We start from the raw sequence: 15,299 nt of genomic DNA on the forward strand, positions 1-15,299 counted from the left end.
CGGCTCTTTGTCTTTTCCAGATGGGCTGTTCGGTGGTGGTGGTTCCTGCGGCCCAAGTGCGCCTCTGCGAGGCTCTGTCGCTTGTAGGTCAGGATGTTTTTTCAATGCTTCTTCGTGCTTGAGCATCCACTGGCCAAGCTTTGCACCTCGCTCGCTGCCTCGCATTTCGGTTGCGAGCACCCTTGCGTTTCCACGACCTCGCGTCAGATAAGCAACGATTGCGCTTAGCAGGAGAATCACTACGGCCTCATGAGAGCGTGCAATATCCCACGCACCTTGTTGTGCTGCCATGCTGTCGTCGGAAAAGGAAATCAACGGATTACCGGTTCGCTCTCGAGGGCCGTTCCAAGCGGTGGAAACCCCACGAATGTAGCCCCTAGGCCACGCTTACTAAATAGGCGTTCGGCATAAGCCTCGATATCGAGCCAACTGGGGATCCTTGTCCATAGAGGCATTCATCGCTCCTGCGCTCGGGGGAGAATTGGGAAAGTTAAGCTTTGTGCCATGCTCTGTCAAAAGTGATCTCAAGAGATCCAAACCTTGAATGCAGCGGCAGTCGAAAGGCCTGTGCTAGATGATTCCCGCTCCCCTGTGGTTCAGGCAGTGCGACGCAGAGTCAGGATACCCACGTCGGACGTCTACAAATTTACCTGCTAGATGACTTCGCCAGACGCATACAATGAGGCATCAGTCGATTTGCTTGAAGGCAAGTGGGTTGCGGATTCGGACCGATAGATCCAAGCGCAACTCTGAAGCGGATCCGTCGCGGGGCCACGAGCAATTGCCACGGACACATTGAAGGAAGCCTGGGCGACTGATGCAAGCGCCGGTCGCGGGCAAGGCGGGAATATCGTTCGCATCGCTGCGAGCCCCCACCCAGCCCTGTCGCCTCAGGCGGTGCCGATCAATATTGATGGTTTATCCTGGTAAGAAACGCACCAGGACTCAGTTACTGGGTCGTTGTTTGGTCGAATCCAACTCGGCTTTTTTAATCGTGCTGAGTTCGGTGATCTGCGCTGACTTGGCGATTGCCATATCGAAGGTGTTCTGCATTTTGGCAATGGCGTCGTCGGTCGCCGAACCTTTCAGTCCACCGCCGGCTGCCCAATCGAAGTTCCAGACACCGGAAAGGTTATCGGCCCCAGCCACATCGTGAGTTTCGATGGCGGTGAAAACATCAGGATGACGCTCCATGTACTTGGCTGCATCGGCAACCTCGGCTGGAACTTTGCCCGAGGTGTCGCTGGCCAGTTGAGAAAGCTCCTGCTTGGTAATCGCCGACTTGCCATTTTTGCGCATGTAATCGGCAATGACCTGGCTGGACTTGGCCGTGTCCAGGGTGCTGTCAAACGAAGTGTTGGGTTTTTGAGTGCTCGGCCCGCCACCAGCGGGTGATACGGTAGTAGACATCGGCGCTGCTCCCTCTATGGAATGACTGATATCGTCGCACTGACGATATTGCGTCACAGACGGTATCATGGGCCAATAGCCACTTATCACCGACTTCACAACAATTCACAACGTTTCCCATCTGAGCGCCATCAGCTCGCCAAGCCCGCTGCTCGGGCTCGCGCGGCGTGTAGTTTCTTGTAGCTGTCGGTCAGCCGCTGATGCCGCTCAAGCCCTTCGAGTTGCATGCTCGTCGGCGTCAGGCCATGGAAGCGCACGCTGGCGTCCACCGAGCCCAACGCGGCATCCATCCGCTCGTTGCCGAACATCCGGCGGAAATTGACTTCGTAGTCATCCAGCTCCAGATCGTCGTCCAGTTGCACTTCCAGTACCGCGTTCACAGCCTGGTAAAACAACCCGCGCTCGACGGTGTTGTCGTTGTACTGCAGGAAGGTTTCCACCAACTCCTTCGCCTCCTCGTAATGCCGCAAGGCGAGATGGATCAGCAGCTTCAGTTCCAGGAGGGTCAACTGGCCCCATGCGGTGTTGTCGTCGAACTCGATGCCGATCAGGGTGGTGATGTCGGTGTAATCGTCCAACTCGCTCTCCTCCAGCAACCCCACCAGCGCTTTCAGGCCAGCATCGTCCAGGCGGTGCAGGTTCAGGATATCTTCGCGAAAGAACAGTGCCTTATTGGTATTGTCCCAAATCAGATCATCCACCGGATAGATTTCCGAGTAGCCCGGCACCAGGATACGACAGGCCGTTGCACCCAGGTCGTCGTACACCGCCATGTACACTTCCTTGCCCAGTTCCTGGAGAATGCCGAATAGCGTCGCCGCCTCCTCGGCATTGGCGTTTTCACCTTGGCCGGAAAAGTCCCACTCGACAAACTCGAAATCGGACTTGGCACTGAAAAAGCGCCACGACACTACGCCGCTGGAATCGATAAAGTGCTCGACGAAGTTGTTCGGTTCGGTCACTGCATGGCCTTCGAAAGTCGGCTGGGGCAGATCGTTCAGGCCTTCGAAACTGCGGCCCTGCAACAGTTCAGTCAAGCTGCGCTCCAGCGCGACCTCGAGGCTGGGGTGCGCCCCGAAGGAGGCGAACACGCCGCCGGTACGCGGGTTCATCAAGGTCACGCACATCACCGGGAATTCGCCGCCCAGCGACGCATCCTTCACCAGCACTGGGAAGCCCTGCTCTTCGAGCCCCTGAATACCGGCCAGGATACCAGGGTATTTCGCCAGTACTTGCGGTGGCACATCCGGCAGCGCCATTTCACCTTCGATAATTTCGCGTTTCACCGCACGCTCGAAGATTTCCGACAGGCATTGCACCTGCGCTTCGGCCAGCGTGTTACCGGCACTCATGCCATTGCTGAGGAACAGGTTTTCGATCAAGTTGGACGGGAAGTACACCACTTCGCCGTCGGATTGGCGCACAAACGGCAGCGAACAGATACCACGCTCGACATTGCCGGAGTTGGTGTCGTAGAGATGCGAGCCACGCAACTCGCCCTCCGGGTTGTAGAGCTTCAGGCAGTACGCGTCGAGGATCTCGACCGGCAGCGCATCCTTACGGCCTGGCTTGAACCAGCGCTCGTTGGGGTAATGGACAAACGCCGCGTTGGCGATGTCTTCGCCCCAAAACTGATCGTTGTAGAAAAAATTGCAGTTGAGCCGCTCGATAAACTCGCCCAGCGCCGAGGCCAGTGCGCTTTCCTTGGTCGAGCCCTTGCCATTGGTAAAGCACATCGGCGAGTGGGCATCACGGATATGCAGGGACCACACGTTAGGCACGATATTGCGCCACGAAGCGATTTCGATCTTCATGCCCAGGTCCGCCAGAATGCCGGACATATTGGCGATGGTCTGCTCCAGCGGCAGGTCCTTGCCGGTGATGTAAGTGAGCGCTGCGCAATCCGAATTGAGCATCAACAACGCCTGGGCATCGGCATCGAGGTTGTCCACCTCCTCGATCACAAAGTCCGGCCCCGTTTGCACCACTTTTTTCACCGTGCAACGGTCGATGGAGCGCAGAATGCCCTGGCGATCCTTGGTGGAAATATCGCTGGGTAATTCGACCTGGATCTTGAAGATCTGCTTGTAGCGGTTGTGCGGATCGACAATGTTGTTCTGCGAAAGACGGATGTTATCGGTGGGGATATTGCGTGTCTGACAGTACAACTTCACAAAATAGGCGGCGCACAACGCCGACGACGCCAGGAAATAGTCGAACGGCCCCGGCGCCGAGCCATCGCCCTTATAGCGGATAGGTTGATCGGCCACCACCGTGAAGTCATCGAACTTGGCTTCAAGACGGAGGTTGTCGAGAAACTTAACCTTTATTTCCATGCGGGAATTACCACTATAAGGAGCTAAATAATTGGCCGACATTATCCGGTTTTTCCGCCAGAAGAGCACGCGGTCACGGCATCTCTCGCACCTTTGCCGGTGATGCCGGTGGTTTGACCCGTCAATACCGGTCGCTCACGCCATGGTGGCTACCGCTGAAACCTACAGTGTCATGCCATCCCTGGCGACCTGTACCGAGGCTGGCAAGGAGCCGGCGTGATCCAGCAGCCAGGCATCCAGCGTGTGACCGACATGGGTGAGTACCGCCTGCGTCGGTTTCAGCGCGGCGATCATGGCCAGCGCCAGGTTCAGGTCGTTGTGATTGCGGGGCGCCTGGGGTTGCGGCGGCATTGAGCAATCGAGCACCAACAGATCCAGCGAGCGCCCCCGTAGGAAGGTTTCGGTGTCGGCGGGTAGCCCGACGGTATCGGTCAGGTAAGCGATACAACGGCCCTCGCCTTCCAGCAGATACCCCAGGGTCGGCTTGGAATGTAGCAACGGCACGGCAGTGACGCTCAACGCCCCCAGCCGGCGGGTTTCGAAGGCCGTGAAGGGTTGGCTGAAGTCGAGAATCCCCGGATGTTTGTAGAGATCCGCCAATCCTTGCGGATCGGCCGGACCATGCACCGGGATCACCCATCCCTGGCCCCAGCGCAAGTGCAGCAAGCCCTGGGCGTGATCGGCATGATAATGGGTTTGCAGGATACCGCTGAAACTGTGCGGCGCAAAACGTTCGCAGAGATCCGGCAGGCCGCTGTCGATCAGCCAGCGCTGGTCGCCACACTCCACCAGGGCACTGCATGGCAGACGCCGTAATGCGGACTGCCGGCGGGCCGCAACGCAGGCCCGGCAGTCACAGCCATACACCGGCACCTGGCGCGCATCGCCGGTGCCGAGCAAGGTCAAGCGCATGTTCGCTCCTCGCCGATCAGGGCAAACAACCGGGTCACGGTCTGGTGGATCGGCCCGGAGTTGTCGAGCAGCATCAATGCCGGATCATCCGCCGCCAGCACGCCGGCCCCAAGGTCAGCGTTGCGCGCCAGGCGCGCCTCGATCTGCGGCAACGACTCGCGCCCTCGCGCCAGCAACCGCTCGCGCAATACCGCCGGGTCCACCGTCAGCAGGATCGCCCGCAGGTCGGGGTAACGCTCGCGAGCCTGCGCCAGATAGCCGCGAGAACCGTTAACCAGCACATCCTGCCCCGCCGCCAGCCACTGGTCGATTTCCCGGGGAATCCCGTAGCACAGCCCGTTGGCCTTCCAGCTCAAGGCAAAGGCGCCCTGCACCTGCATCACCGCGAACTGTTCGGCACTGACGCCATGGGCCGCTTCGCCGACTGCCTCGGCGGAACGAGTGATGACCCGCCGCACGATGCGGCAGTTGCGTTGTGCCAGAGGTTCGCGGGCGGCATCGAGCAGGCTGTCCTTGCCGGAGCCAGAAGGCCCGATGAGATAGATCAACCTGCCCGCCATCAGAACACCCTCTTCGCTTGTCGCCAGACTTGTTGGATCACCGGCAAACCGCCCTGGTCGCGCGCATGGATCAGGTCGGCACGCAGGCCCACACCGATTTCCCCACGATCATCGAGCCCCGCGGCCCGGGCGGGTGCCCGGCTGACCATGGCCACTGCCCGCGGCAGGTCGCAAGCATTATCCTGGGCCGCCAGCAGAAACGCCGCCTGCAACAGGCTGGCCGGATAATAGTCGCTGGACAGAATGTCCAATAAACCGTCCTTCGCCAGGGCCGCCGCCGCTACGTTGCCCGAATGAGAACCGCCGCGCACCACGTTCGGCGCGCCCATCAGCACCGCCATACCCAGGCGATGGCAGGCAGTGGCTGCCTCCATCGTCGTGGGGAACTCGGCGATGTTCATACCGAAGGCCGCCGATTCCTCGACATGGGCCAGGGTCGCATCGTCATGGCTGGCCACCGACAGGCCACGGGCCAGGCAGTGCTCGACAATCGCCGCGCGATAGCGATTGCTATATTGCGCCGAGTTGGCAATCTGCAGGACGATGAATTCATCCATCTGCTCGTTGCTCAGGTGGTACTTGCCCATGTAGTACTCGCGGTACTTGGACTCCAAGGCGAATTGGCGTTGGCCCGGCGAGTGATCCATGACCGAGACCAGTTGTACCAACGGATTTTCCACCAGGTCGCGAAATACATTCAGTGTCTCTGGATGGCAAACCTCGCAACGCAGGTGCAGGCGGTGCTCGGCGCGGGTCAGCCCGGCGGCGCTGGCGGTGGCGATGGCATCGAGCATGCCCGGCAATTGCTGCATGCGCTTGCCCTTGGGGTTGACGTCGCCGATGGACAAGGCGTCGAACACGGTGGTGATGCCTGCCGCGATGATCTGCGCGTCATGGCTGAGCACCGCCGACACCGAGGGCCAGTCCACCCCCGGACGCGGGGTCATGTGTTTTTCCAGGTTGTCGGTGTGCAGTTCGATCAACCCCGGTAGCAAGTAATCGCCTTGCAGGTCCAAGGCCTGGGGCAGTTGGCTGCGGCCCTCGCTGATCTCGGCGATGAGGCCGTCGCGCAACACCAGGGTGCCGGTAATCTCTTGGTCGGCAAGCACCAGTCGGGCGTTGCTGAGAATCTGCTCGTTCAGCATGGCGTGGCTTCCTTGGACAGCGAGGCAGTCGGGGTCATATCGAGATGGCGATCGGCAACCGCTTCGCGGGCGGCGCGATCATGGAAAATGCCGATCAGCGCGGTGCCGGCGGCTTTCGCCTCGCCGATCAGTTCCAGCACCACCTGGCGGTTGGCATCGTCGAGGGACGCCGTAGGCTCGTCGAGCAGCATCAGCGGCCAATCCACCATAAAGCCACGGGCGATGTTCACCCGCTGTTGCTCACCGCCGGAGAAAGTGCCCGGCGCCAGTCGCCAGAGCCGTTGCGGGATATTCAGGCGGCTCAGCAATGCCTCGGCGCGGGCCTGGGCGGTGGCGCGGTCCCAGCCCCGACTCAGGGCTGGCTCCATCACCACATCCAGGCAGGCGACCCGGGGGATCACCCGCAGGAACTGGCTGACATAACCCAAGGTGCGCTGGCGCACGGCCAACAGTTGCCGAGGCTCGGCACTGACCAGCTCCAGCCAGTTACCGACATGGCGAATGCGGATGATGCCACCCGCAGGCAGGTAGTTACCATACAGCGTGCGCAGCAAGGTACTTTTGCCGGCACCGGATTGGCCGTGAAGCACCAGGCACTCGCCGGCGTCGACGCTGAAGGCCAGGCCGTTCAGCACATTGAGCACCACACCGTGTTGCTGGTGCAGGGTGAAGGTTTTCGAGAGGTCGCGGACCTCGAGCAGCGTTGTCATCGGAGACACCTCAAGCGAAGCGCGAATCAGGGTTGCAGGACGGAGGACACCAGCAGTTGCGAGTAGGCGTCCTGGGGGTCGTCGAGGATTTGGTCGGTGAGCCCCGACTCCACCACTCGCGAGCGGCGCATCACCATCAAGCGGTCCGCCAGCAGGCGCGCCACGGCCAGGTCATGGGTGACGATCACCACCGCCAGGTCGAGTTCGCGCACCAGGCCGCGCAGCAGATCGAGCAGGCGTGCCTGCACCGACACGTCGAGACCGCCGGTGGGTTCGTCCATAAACACCAGGCGCGGCCCCGAGACCAGGTTGCGGGCAATCTGCAGGCGCTGTTGCATGCCGCCGGAGAAGGTCCGTGGCAGGTCGTCGATACGCAGCGGGTCGATCTCCACCTGGCTCAGCCAATCGATCCCGGCGGCACGCAGTTGCCCATAGTTGCGCACGCCCTGGGCCATCAGCCGCTCGCCGATATTGGCCCCGGCGGAGACGCCCATCCGCAGGCCATCGCGGGGGTTCTGTTCGACAAAGCCCCACTCGGTGCGCAGCAGGGTGCGGCGCTCGGCTTCACTGGCACTGTAGAGATCCAGCCAGTTGTCAGACTTATCACGGTAGGCAATTGCACCGCTGTCCGGCGGGCAACGTCCGCTGAGCAGTGACAGCAGGGTCGACTTGCCCGAACCGGATTCGCCGACGATACCCAGCACTTCGCCGGGATAGAGATCGAAGCTGACGTCCTGGCAGCCCTTCTCGGGACCATATAATTTGCCCAGGCCACGCACCTGCAGCAAGGGCTTGGCGCGTTCGTCCTGACGCGTCTGGAGGGCCGGGTTCAGTAAAGCGGCATTCATTGACCTTGCTCCTGTTCGCTGACGCGCTGGGCGCAGTAATCGGTGTCTGAGCAGACAAACTGCTGGGTGCCGGCATCGTCGACGATCAACTCGTCGAGAAACGAATCGTGGCTGGCACAAATCGCGCAGCTCTGCTCCCAACGCTGGATCTCGAAAGGGTGATCTTCGAAATCGAGGCTGCTCACCCGCGTGTAGGGCGGCACCGCGTACAGGCGCTTCTCGCGTCCGGCGCCGAACAGCATCAGGGCTGGGCTCATGTCGAGTTTCGGGTTGTCGAACTTGGGAATCGGCGACGGGTCCATCACGTAGCGCTCGTCGACCGTCACTGGGTAAGCGTAACTGGTGGCGATATGGCCAAAGGTGGCGATGTCCTCGTAGAGCTTGACGTGCATGACCCCGTAGTCGTTGAGGGCGTGCATGGTCCGCGTCTCGGTTTCCGAGGGCTCGATAAAACGCAGCGGTTCGGGGATCGGCACCTGGTAGACCATGATCTGGCCGGCCTGCAACGGTGTTTCCGGAATCCGGTGGCGGGTCTGGATTACCGTGGCGTGCGGCGTGCGTTCGGTGGTGGCGACACCGGCGGTGCGGGCGAAGAAACGGCGGATCGAGACGGCATTGGTGGTGTCGTCGGCGCCCTGGTCGATGACCTTGAGCACATCCTCGGCACCGAGAATCGCCGCCGTCAGTTGCATGCCGCCGGTGCCCCAGCCATAGGGCAGCGGCATTTCGCGGCCGCCGAACGGCACCTGGTAACCGGGAATTGCCACGGCCTTGAGCAGGCCGCGACGGATCATGCGTTTGGTCTGCTCGTCAAGGTAGGCGAAGTTGTAGGCTTCGTCGCGGATCGGGGTCTGGCCGTTCATCAACGGTTCTCCTCGGGGTGGCGCAATTTGCGGATCAGTTCCAGTTCGGACTGGAAATCGACGTAGTGCGGTAGCTTGAGGTGCGAGACGAAACCAGCGGCCTCGACGTTGTCACAGTGGGCCAGCACGAATTCCTCCTGCTGCGCCGGCGAAAGCACTTCTTCGTTGAATTCCTCGGCCCGCATCGAGCGGTCCACCAGGGCCATGCCCATCGCCTTGCGTTCGGCGTGGCCGAAGGCCAGGCCATAGCCGCGAGTAAACTGTGCCGGCTCGGTTTTCGAGCCGACGAACTGGTTGACCATTTCGCACTCGGTCACTTCGATGCTGCCGATGGCGATGGCAAAGCCCAGCTCCTCCGGTTCAATCCAAACCTCGACCTCACCGATACGGATCTCACCGGCAAAGGGGTGATTGCGCCCGTAGCCGCGTTGGGTCGAATAGCCCAGAGCCAACAGGAAACCTTCGTCGCCGCGGGCCAATGCCTGTAGGCGCTGAGCCCGGCTGGCCGGGTACTCCAGAGGTTCGCGGGTGATATCGTCGACCGCGGCACCCTGGTCGTTTTCGGACTTGATCAACCCTTCCTTCGCCAACAGCTCCAGCACCCGTGGGCACGGCGCCACGCTGGCGCCCTCTTCCACTTGCGGCCCCGGATGCTCGCCTTCGGCCAGCAGCGTAAAGTCCAACAAACGGTGGGTGTAGTCGAAGGTCGGCCCCAGCAACTGACCGCCCGGCACGTCCTTGAACGTCGCCGACAGCCGCCGGTTGAGCTGCATGTCCGAAGTATCGATGGGCAGGCTGTCGTTGAAGCGCGGCAGCGTCGTGCGATAGGCCCGCAGCAGGAAGATCGCTTCCACCAGGTCCCCCGCCGCCTGCTTGATCGCCAGCGCGGCCAGTTGTTCATCGTAGAGCGAACCCTCGGTCATCACCCGCGCCACCGCCAACGGCAGTTGCTGGCGTACCTGTTCAACCTCGAGCTCGGCGATGGCGGTGTCGCCACGGCGTTTTTTTGCCAGCAGGCGGTGGGCATTGTCGATGGCTTTCTCGCCACCCTTGACGGCTACATACATCAGGCAAGCTCCTCGGACAGGTGGCTGACACGGGTACTGCGCGGCAGGCCAAGCACATTGCCGCCCGCCAGAAAAAACACATCCAACCCAAGGGGAAACGCACCGTGGCGCTCGCGCTGGTGCCAGAAGTCCTCGACCAGCGGCAGGCTGACCCGCTGGTCGTCGCGGATGCCCGGACCGCGCCAAGTCACGGAGCGCCCGCTGTCTAGCTGGGGCAACTGAACCAGCAAGGTGCAAGACTGATCCGGATAACGTTCGTTGCCCAAGTCGAAGCCGGCGAGGTCATGCAGATCCTCGACCGCGAGCAGCGCGAAGCGTGCTCCTTCACGCTGGGTGGTCAGCGGACAGGCACAGTGAAAAGCCAGGTTGGCGCGAATCGCCGGGGTATCGAAGGACGGCGCCAACCACAGCGGCGTGTCGCCGTCGAGCAGCGCCAGGCACAGGGCGTAGGTGGCCGGGGCCAGGCCGTCCAGGCTCGTCAGCATCGGCAGGGCCTGGGCCACGCCAGGATTGGCCAACGCATCGAGGGCCGCGCGGAAACTGCGCTGGGCATCCAGCACCGGGTCGGCGAAGGCGCCTTGCAGAAGACTTGCATTCATCAATTTTCTCCTCGTACCAGGGTGAAAAACTCGACCTTGGTCGCGGCGGTGTCGGCCTCTTTCGCGGCCCGACGCAGGGCCTCGGCATGGGCCAGGGGTTCGATCAGTTCGCTGAGCCAGCGCGCCTGCTGGCTGCCTTGCAGGTGTGCATCGGCCAGCGCGGCCAGCTCGGCGTGCTGTTTGTCGCGTCCGGCCAGGTAGCTGTAACCGACTCGGCCATCGGCCAGGCGTACCACGCAGCGGGTGACGGTCATTTCGCCGACATTGAATGGCGCACCGGTACCGCCCATGCGGCCACGCACCAGGGTCATGCCGACTTCCGGGGCTCGAATCACTTGGTAATCGGTGTCGCGCAGGGCCGCTTCATGGGCGTGTAACTCCACGCCTTGGGCGCGGGCCAGCACGCCAATCCAACGTTGCCGTACAGCATGTGTTTGGGGAGCAGTCATCTTGAGGTTCTCCATCAGGTCACGACCTGGTACTGAAAGCGGTCCGAACGGCTGGTAGACAGCGCCAGCTCCACCGGTCGTCCAGCGGGGTCACGGGAAACGGTCAGCACCGTCAGCACCGGCATATGCCGGGGCATCAGCAATAGGCCAGCCTCGTCGCGGCTGGGCAGGCGCGCGCCGATCAGGCTAAAGGTGCGAGTCAGGGGCAGATCGCGGTCGGCGAAGAACTGACGCAGCGAACCGCCGTTGTAGGGAGCCAGCCAGCGGGCGCGGCTGGCGCAGTAGCGGTGGCGAATCAGGCTCACCGGTTGCTCGTCGAGCAGGCGCAGGGTTTGCAGCTCGATCAACGGTGCCTGCTCTTGCAGGTCCAAGTGGCGGGCGTCCTCACGACTCGCCGGGCAGTGCCGGCGGCGTAACAGCAGCGCCTGGACGCCGACGCCCTGGGCCGACAGCGACTGGCTGTAGGCGCTGTCCGCCGCCATCGGGTAGATCAGCGGGCGATCCAGCACTTGAGTGCCCTTACCCTGCAGGCGTAACAAGCAGCCCTCGGCCACCAGTTCGTCGATGGCGCGACGGATGGTGTGGCGGTTCACCGAGAAGCGCGAGGCCAACTGCACTTCGGGTGGCAGGTAGTCGCCCGCACGATAGCCGGACAACTCGCGACGCAGGGTGTCAGCCAGCTCGCGGTAGATCGGCTCTACTTGTCTAGACAATACCATGGCTAAAAAAAGCGCCGTCAGGCACCCTCTCCGATCAGATGAATTGTTTGCGCAGGCGTTGCGACAGGATGTCGATCACACTCACCACGAAGATGATCAGCAGCAGCACCGCGCACGTCTGGGTGAACTGGAAGGCGCGAATGTTTTCCCAGAGAATTACGCCAATCCCGCCGGCCCCGACCATCCCCACTACCGTCGCCGAGCGCACGTTGGACTCGAAGCGGTACAGCGCGTAGGAGATCCATAGCGGCATGACCTGTGGGATCACCCCGTAGATCACTTCCTGCAAGGCACTGGCGCCAGTGGCACGCACACCTTCCACCGGCCCTGGATCAATCGCTTCGACCGCTTCGGCGAACAGCTTGGCGAGAACCCCGGTGGTGCTGATCCACAGCGCCAGGACACCGGCGAACGGACCCAGGCCAACCGCCACCACAAACAACATGGCGAACACCATTTCGTTGATCGAACGGCACGAGTCCATGACCCGGCGCAGTGGCTGATGAATCCACCAGGGGGTGATGTTGTCGGCGCAGAGAATCCCCAACGGTACCGAGCAGATAATCGCCAACAGCGTGCCCCAGAGGGCGATATGCACGGTGACGATCATTTCCGTGAGGTAAGAGCGCCATTCGTGGAAGTCAGGTGGGAAGAAGTCAGCGGTGAAGGTGGCCATGTTTCCTGAATCGCGGTACAGCTGCAGGGGGTTCATTTCCGCGCCGTGCCAGGCCCAGGCGAGCATCGCCAGGAACAGACCCCAGCCGATGTAGCGGGTCCAGGAGCGTTTGCCAACAGCGTCGGCGTATACAGCGTGAGTGGTCATGAGCAGCTCTCTTCGACAACGGATGAGGCGGTACCCGGCCCCTCGGGGCCAGGTGGCTTAACCCTGTGAGTCAACCCGCGTTGGTGGCGGTTTTCTTGTCCAGCTCGGTGATGCGTTCTTGCAGCTTCGCCAGGTCGGCATCGAGGCCCTTGAGCTTGCTGGCTTTCTCTTGCTCACTCAGGGTGGTGCTGGCGCTGACTTCGGTGCGCTGCTTGAACAACTCAAGTTGGCGAATGGTCAGCAACTGGTCATCGCTGGATTTGAGGAACTTGCCCAACTGCATGTTATCCAGCACGGCCTTCTCTTGTGGGGTGTCGCCGTAGCTGGCGAAGAACGCACTGATCTTGGCTTTGTTGGCGTCCGAAAGGTTCTTGTTCCAGACCATCGGGTCGGCCGGGATCAGCGGCGAACGCCAGATTTCCTTGAGCATCGCCGACTTTTCCGGTTGGGTCACTTTCAGGCGGTCCCAGCTTTCGGTGTTGAAGGTCGCGACATCGAGCTGGCCCTTGGCGACGCTCAGGGCGTTCACTTCGTGGCTGGAGTTCAGGGTGCGTTTGAAAGCGGTGGCGGCGTCGACATGATTCTTGGCAAACACGTAGTAGCCGGGTACGAGGTAGCCGGAAGTGGAGTTAGGGTCACCATTGCCGAAGGTCAGGTCCTTGGCCTTCTTGAGCATGTCTTCGACTGAGTTGATCGGACTGTCCTTACGCACGATCAGCACGCTCCAGTAGCCGGGATTGCCGTTGGCGGCGGCGGTCTGGGCGAAGATTTGACCGTTGGAGCGGTCCACCGCCTCCATCGCCCCCTTGTTGCCGAGCCAGGCCACATCGACCTTGTTGAAGCGCATGCCCTGAATCAGGCCGGCATAGTCGGAAGCAAAGATGGCGTTGACTTTCAGGCCGGTCTTTTTCGACATGTCGTCAAGAAACGGCTGCCAGACACTCTTGAGGTTCTGCGAGGACTCGGTGGACATGAGACCGAAGTTGATGACGTTTTCTTCCGCCTGGGCGGTGCCCAGGGTAAAGCTGGCCAGCAAAGCGGCAGACGCAAGGACGCGACCGATACGGTTCAACATGAAATGGATTCCTGCAGGTGCGTTAAGGGTTCGAAAGATTGTCTGGATTTAGGCCAGGACCAGCCGGGGCGCGTTATCCATGCGCCGAGCCTGATCGGAAAACATCAGGCTGGTGTCCAGGTCGGCGCCGTACAGGCCGTTGAGCAGAGGCCCGTTCAGCTCTGAAGCCGCACCGTCGTAGTGGATCCGACCGCCCTTGAGCGCCACGGCGCGAGGGCAATAACGAACGGCGTAATCCACTTGATGCAGGGTCACCACCACGGTCTTGCCGTCGCGGCGATTGATGTCGGCGAGGATCTCCATGACCTTGCGCGCCGATTCCGGATCGAGGGAGGCAATCGGCTCGTCGGCCAGGATGACGTCCGCGCGCTGGGTCAGGGTGCGGGCGATGGCGACACGTTGCTGCTGGCCGCCGGACAGGGTCGAGGCGCGCTGACCGGCCAAGTCGAGCAGGCCGACACGCTCCAGGGATTCGTGGGCCCGATGTCGTTCCTCGGCGTTGAATAGAGCGAAATTGCCGCGAAAACGCGGCATGCGACCTAGGCAACCGAGCAGCACGTTGTCTAGAACACTCAGCCGATTAACAAGGTTGAACTGTTGGAAAATATAGCCGATGTCGGCCCGCAGGCGGCGCACATCGCCATTGAGCCGGCCGCTGGACTGAACGTCGCGACCCAGCACTTGAACCCGTCCTCCGTTATCGCGATCGCACACAGCGAGGCCGGCGAGATGGCGCAACAAAGTCGACTTGCCGGATCCGGAAGCGCCGATCAACGCGACCATCTCGCCGGTCTGGATGGACAGTTCGAGATCGACCAAGGCGGTCTTGCGCGAAAAGGTCTTGTTCAAACGATCGACATGGATGGCTGCGGTCATGGTCGCTCTCTGTCTGGTGGTAGAAGCCGTCCATGGCTGCATTGAGATGAGCAGACGTTAAAGCGCGCGTGTTGCGATCCCGCGAACGAGATATGACCGTAAAGTCACGGTTTGATGACGTTTGTGTTGATGTTTTTCCAAGAGCCGCGTAATTGCGGGGTCATCTTTAGTGGCCTGTACGGTGAGTTCGTTAGCTCAAGTTCGGATGCCACCCGTTCATGGCCAAGGCGCGGTGACGAGTCATAACCTGGCTATGGCAAGAAACAGCAACGCCGGCCAGGGGCCGGTGGCGCCGAAATTGACTCATAGAACTCACCACACAGGCCACTAACACCTCGGTAAGGTGCCTGCGATTATCCCGACGAGGCATACCAATGCCTCTGATAAACATAGCGGCGGGTACCGCCCGGCACAATGGTGCCTCGACTCAAGATGCCGAGCAGGATTGCGAGCCGTGTTTGCTCATCGCCTCTCACTTCACGGACCGCTCCACGCGCCTTAATGTCAGCCATTTCAATCTCTTATAGAGACCATTCCTACGCCGTGTAGTCAGGCCGTCCTCTTAATTCCCGGTCTTCGTTCATGGTCCGATGGGCGTCCCTGTTCGCACGGAACGCACCGGCATGACCGACACCTACTGGGCCGCCCGCGAAGGCGATGCCTTGCTGCACACCGCGCCGATGGCCGACCTCCTGGGCGGCGTGCTGGAAATCGCCGCCTCTGTCGCGGTCGGCACACTGGCCACCACGGCGGTTGTCGCGGCAACGGGCCTTACCGTCGCCACCGGTGGGCTGGGCTGCCTCGTACTCGGGAGTGCGGTGGGCATTGCGGTCGGCGTCGGCATGAACCAGACCGGCACCGACGAGGAGGTGAAGCAGTTCTGCGACTGGCTAAGCAATGCGCTGTT

16 protein-coding genes and 1 pseudogene are annotated in these 15,299 nt (G+C 61.5%); 1 reads left to right on the forward strand and 16 read right to left on the reverse strand.

Annotation, left to right across the window (positions count from 1 at the left end):
* The 16 genes and pseudogenes from BMX68_RS26535 to phnC form a co-directional block, all read right to left on the reverse strand.
* Positions 1–375, reverse strand: a pseudogene (locus tag BMX68_RS26535) (DUF6861 domain-containing protein); the annotation flags it as partial.
* Positions 376–945: 570 nt separating this feature from the next.
* A complete protein-coding gene (locus BMX68_RS24245; RefSeq protein ID WP_248672863.1) occupies positions 946–1,467 on the reverse strand; it encodes a hypothetical protein in 522 nt (173 codons plus the stop codon).
* 74 nt (positions 1,468–1,541) lie between these two features.
* Positions 1,542–3,746: an OsmC domain/YcaO domain-containing protein gene (locus tag BMX68_RS24250; protein ID WP_017133707.1), complete on the reverse strand. Its 2,205-nt coding sequence runs from the start codon at positions 3,744–3,746 to the stop codon at positions 1,542–1,544.
* A 162-nt stretch (positions 3,747–3,908) separates the two neighbouring features.
* The gene (gene phnP, locus BMX68_RS24255) at positions 3,909–4,658 is read right to left on the reverse strand and encodes a phosphonate metabolism protein PhnP (protein WP_060782477.1); all 750 of its coding nucleotides are present in this window, start codon (positions 4,656–4,658) and stop codon (positions 3,909–3,911) included.
* The gene (phnN, locus tag BMX68_RS24260; protein ID WP_017133705.1) at positions 4,649–5,218 is read right to left on the reverse strand and encodes a phosphonate metabolism protein/1,5-bisphosphokinase (PRPP-forming) PhnN; all 570 of its coding nucleotides are present in this window, start codon (positions 5,216–5,218) and stop codon (positions 4,649–4,651) included. The genes phnP and phnN overlap by 10 nt, the downstream gene beginning before the upstream one ends.
* Positions 5,218–6,363: an alpha-D-ribose 1-methylphosphonate 5-triphosphate diphosphatase gene (locus BMX68_RS24265; protein WP_017133704.1), complete on the reverse strand. Its 1,146-nt coding sequence runs from the start codon at positions 6,361–6,363 to the stop codon at positions 5,218–5,220. Before BMX68_RS24265 ends, phnN begins: the two co-directional genes overlap by 1 nt.
* A complete protein-coding gene (phnL, locus tag BMX68_RS24270) occupies positions 6,357–7,073 on the reverse strand; it encodes a phosphonate C-P lyase system protein PhnL (RefSeq protein ID WP_017133703.1) in 717 nt (238 codons plus the stop codon). The genes BMX68_RS24265 and phnL overlap by 7 nt, the downstream gene beginning before the upstream one ends.
* A 26-nt stretch (positions 7,074–7,099) precedes the next feature.
* Positions 7,100–7,921, reverse strand: coding sequence for a phosphonate C-P lyase system protein PhnK (gene phnK, locus BMX68_RS24275; protein WP_017133702.1), 822 nt, complete (start codon positions 7,919–7,921; stop codon positions 7,100–7,102).
* On the reverse strand, positions 7,918–8,784 hold the full coding sequence (locus BMX68_RS24280) for an alpha-D-ribose 1-methylphosphonate 5-phosphate C-P-lyase PhnJ (protein ID WP_017133701.1): 867 nt from the start codon (positions 8,782–8,784) through the stop codon (positions 7,918–7,920). Before BMX68_RS24280 ends, phnK begins: the two co-directional genes overlap by 4 nt.
* Positions 8,784–9,851 (reverse strand): carbon-phosphorus lyase complex subunit, encoded by a 1,068-nt coding sequence (locus tag BMX68_RS24285; RefSeq protein ID WP_017133700.1) that lies wholly within the window; start codon positions 9,849–9,851, stop codon positions 8,784–8,786. The genes BMX68_RS24280 and BMX68_RS24285 overlap by 1 nt, the downstream gene beginning before the upstream one ends.
* Complete coding sequence (gene phnH / locus BMX68_RS24290; protein ID WP_017133699.1) at positions 9,851–10,450, reverse strand: phosphonate C-P lyase system protein PhnH; 600 nt, start codon at positions 10,448–10,450, stop codon at positions 9,851–9,853. Before phnH ends, BMX68_RS24285 begins: the two co-directional genes overlap by 1 nt.
* Positions 10,450–10,899: a phosphonate C-P lyase system protein PhnG gene (gene phnG / locus BMX68_RS24295; protein WP_026013370.1), complete on the reverse strand. Its 450-nt coding sequence runs from the start codon at positions 10,897–10,899 to the stop codon at positions 10,450–10,452. The genes phnH and phnG overlap by 1 nt, the downstream gene beginning before the upstream one ends.
* Positions 10,900–10,913: 14 nt before the next feature.
* Complete coding sequence (phnF, locus tag BMX68_RS24300) at positions 10,914–11,618, reverse strand: phosphonate metabolism transcriptional regulator PhnF (protein ID WP_017133697.1); 705 nt, start codon at positions 11,616–11,618, stop codon at positions 10,914–10,916.
* A gap of 34 nt (positions 11,619–11,652) precedes the next feature.
* Positions 11,653–12,441: a phosphonate ABC transporter, permease protein PhnE gene (gene phnE, locus BMX68_RS24305; protein WP_017133696.1), complete on the reverse strand. Its 789-nt coding sequence runs from the start codon at positions 12,439–12,441 to the stop codon at positions 11,653–11,655.
* A gap of 70 nt (positions 12,442–12,511) precedes the next feature.
* Positions 12,512–13,516: a phosphonate ABC transporter substrate-binding protein gene (phnD, locus tag BMX68_RS24310; protein WP_017133695.1), complete on the reverse strand. Its 1,005-nt coding sequence runs from the start codon at positions 13,514–13,516 to the stop codon at positions 12,512–12,514.
* 48 nt (positions 13,517–13,564) lie between these two features.
* Positions 13,565–14,392: a phosphonate ABC transporter ATP-binding protein gene (phnC, locus tag BMX68_RS24315; protein WP_017133694.1), complete on the reverse strand. Its 828-nt coding sequence runs from the start codon at positions 14,390–14,392 to the stop codon at positions 13,565–13,567.
* Between the two features lie 623 nt (positions 14,393–15,015).
* Between phnC and BMX68_RS24320 the strand changes: the two genes are divergently transcribed.
* Positions 15,016–15,299: hypothetical protein (locus tag BMX68_RS24320; protein WP_143063359.1), on the forward strand; the 284-nt coding region annotated here is incomplete at its 3' end.

This window comes from Pseudomonas agarici, assembly GCF_900109755.1.
GTDB lineage: Bacteria > Pseudomonadota > Gammaproteobacteria > Pseudomonadales > Pseudomonadaceae > Aquipseudomonas > Aquipseudomonas agarici.

Coding starts and splice junctions, on each gene's coding strand:
- phnC (WP_017133694.1), bottom strand. CDS start 14,392: ATGACCGCAGCCATCCATGTCGATCGTTTGAACAAGACCTTTTCGCGC.
- BMX68_RS24285 (WP_017133700.1), bottom strand. CDS start 9,851: ATGTATGTAGCCGTCAAGGGTGGCGAGAAAGCCATCGACAATGCCCAC.
- BMX68_RS24250 (WP_017133707.1), bottom strand. CDS start 3,746: ATGGAAATAAAGGTTAAGTTTCTCGACAACCTCCGTCTTGAAGCCAAG.
- phnE (WP_017133696.1), bottom strand. CDS start 12,441: ATGACCACTCACGCTGTATACGCCGACGCTGTTGGCAAACGCTCCTGG.
- phnL (WP_017133703.1), bottom strand. CDS start 7,073: ATGACAACGCTGCTCGAGGTCCGCGACCTCTCGAAAACCTTCACCCTG.
- phnG (WP_026013370.1), bottom strand. CDS start 10,899: ATGACTGCTCCCCAAACACATGCTGTACGGCAACGTTGGATTGGCGTG.
- phnD (WP_017133695.1), bottom strand. CDS start 13,516: ATGTTGAACCGTATCGGTCGCGTCCTTGCGTCTGCCGCTTTGCTGGCC.
- phnF (WP_017133697.1), bottom strand. CDS start 11,618: ATGGTATTGTCTAGACAAGTAGAGCCGATCTACCGCGAGCTGGCTGAC.
- phnP (WP_060782477.1), bottom strand. CDS start 4,658: ATGCGCTTGACCTTGCTCGGCACCGGCGATGCGCGCCAGGTGCCGGTG.
- BMX68_RS24280 (WP_017133701.1), bottom strand. CDS start 8,784: ATGAACGGCCAGACCCCGATCCGCGACGAAGCCTACAACTTCGCCTAC.
- phnH (WP_017133699.1), bottom strand. CDS start 10,450: ATGAATGCAAGTCTTCTGCAAGGCGCCTTCGCCGACCCGGTGCTGGAT.
- BMX68_RS24265 (WP_017133704.1), bottom strand. CDS start 6,363: ATGCTGAACGAGCAGATTCTCAGCAACGCCCGACTGGTGCTTGCCGAC.
- phnN (WP_017133705.1), bottom strand. CDS start 5,218: ATGGCGGGCAGGTTGATCTATCTCATCGGGCCTTCTGGCTCCGGCAAG.
- phnK (WP_017133702.1), bottom strand. CDS start 7,921: ATGAATGCCGCTTTACTGAACCCGGCCCTCCAGACGCGTCAGGACGAA.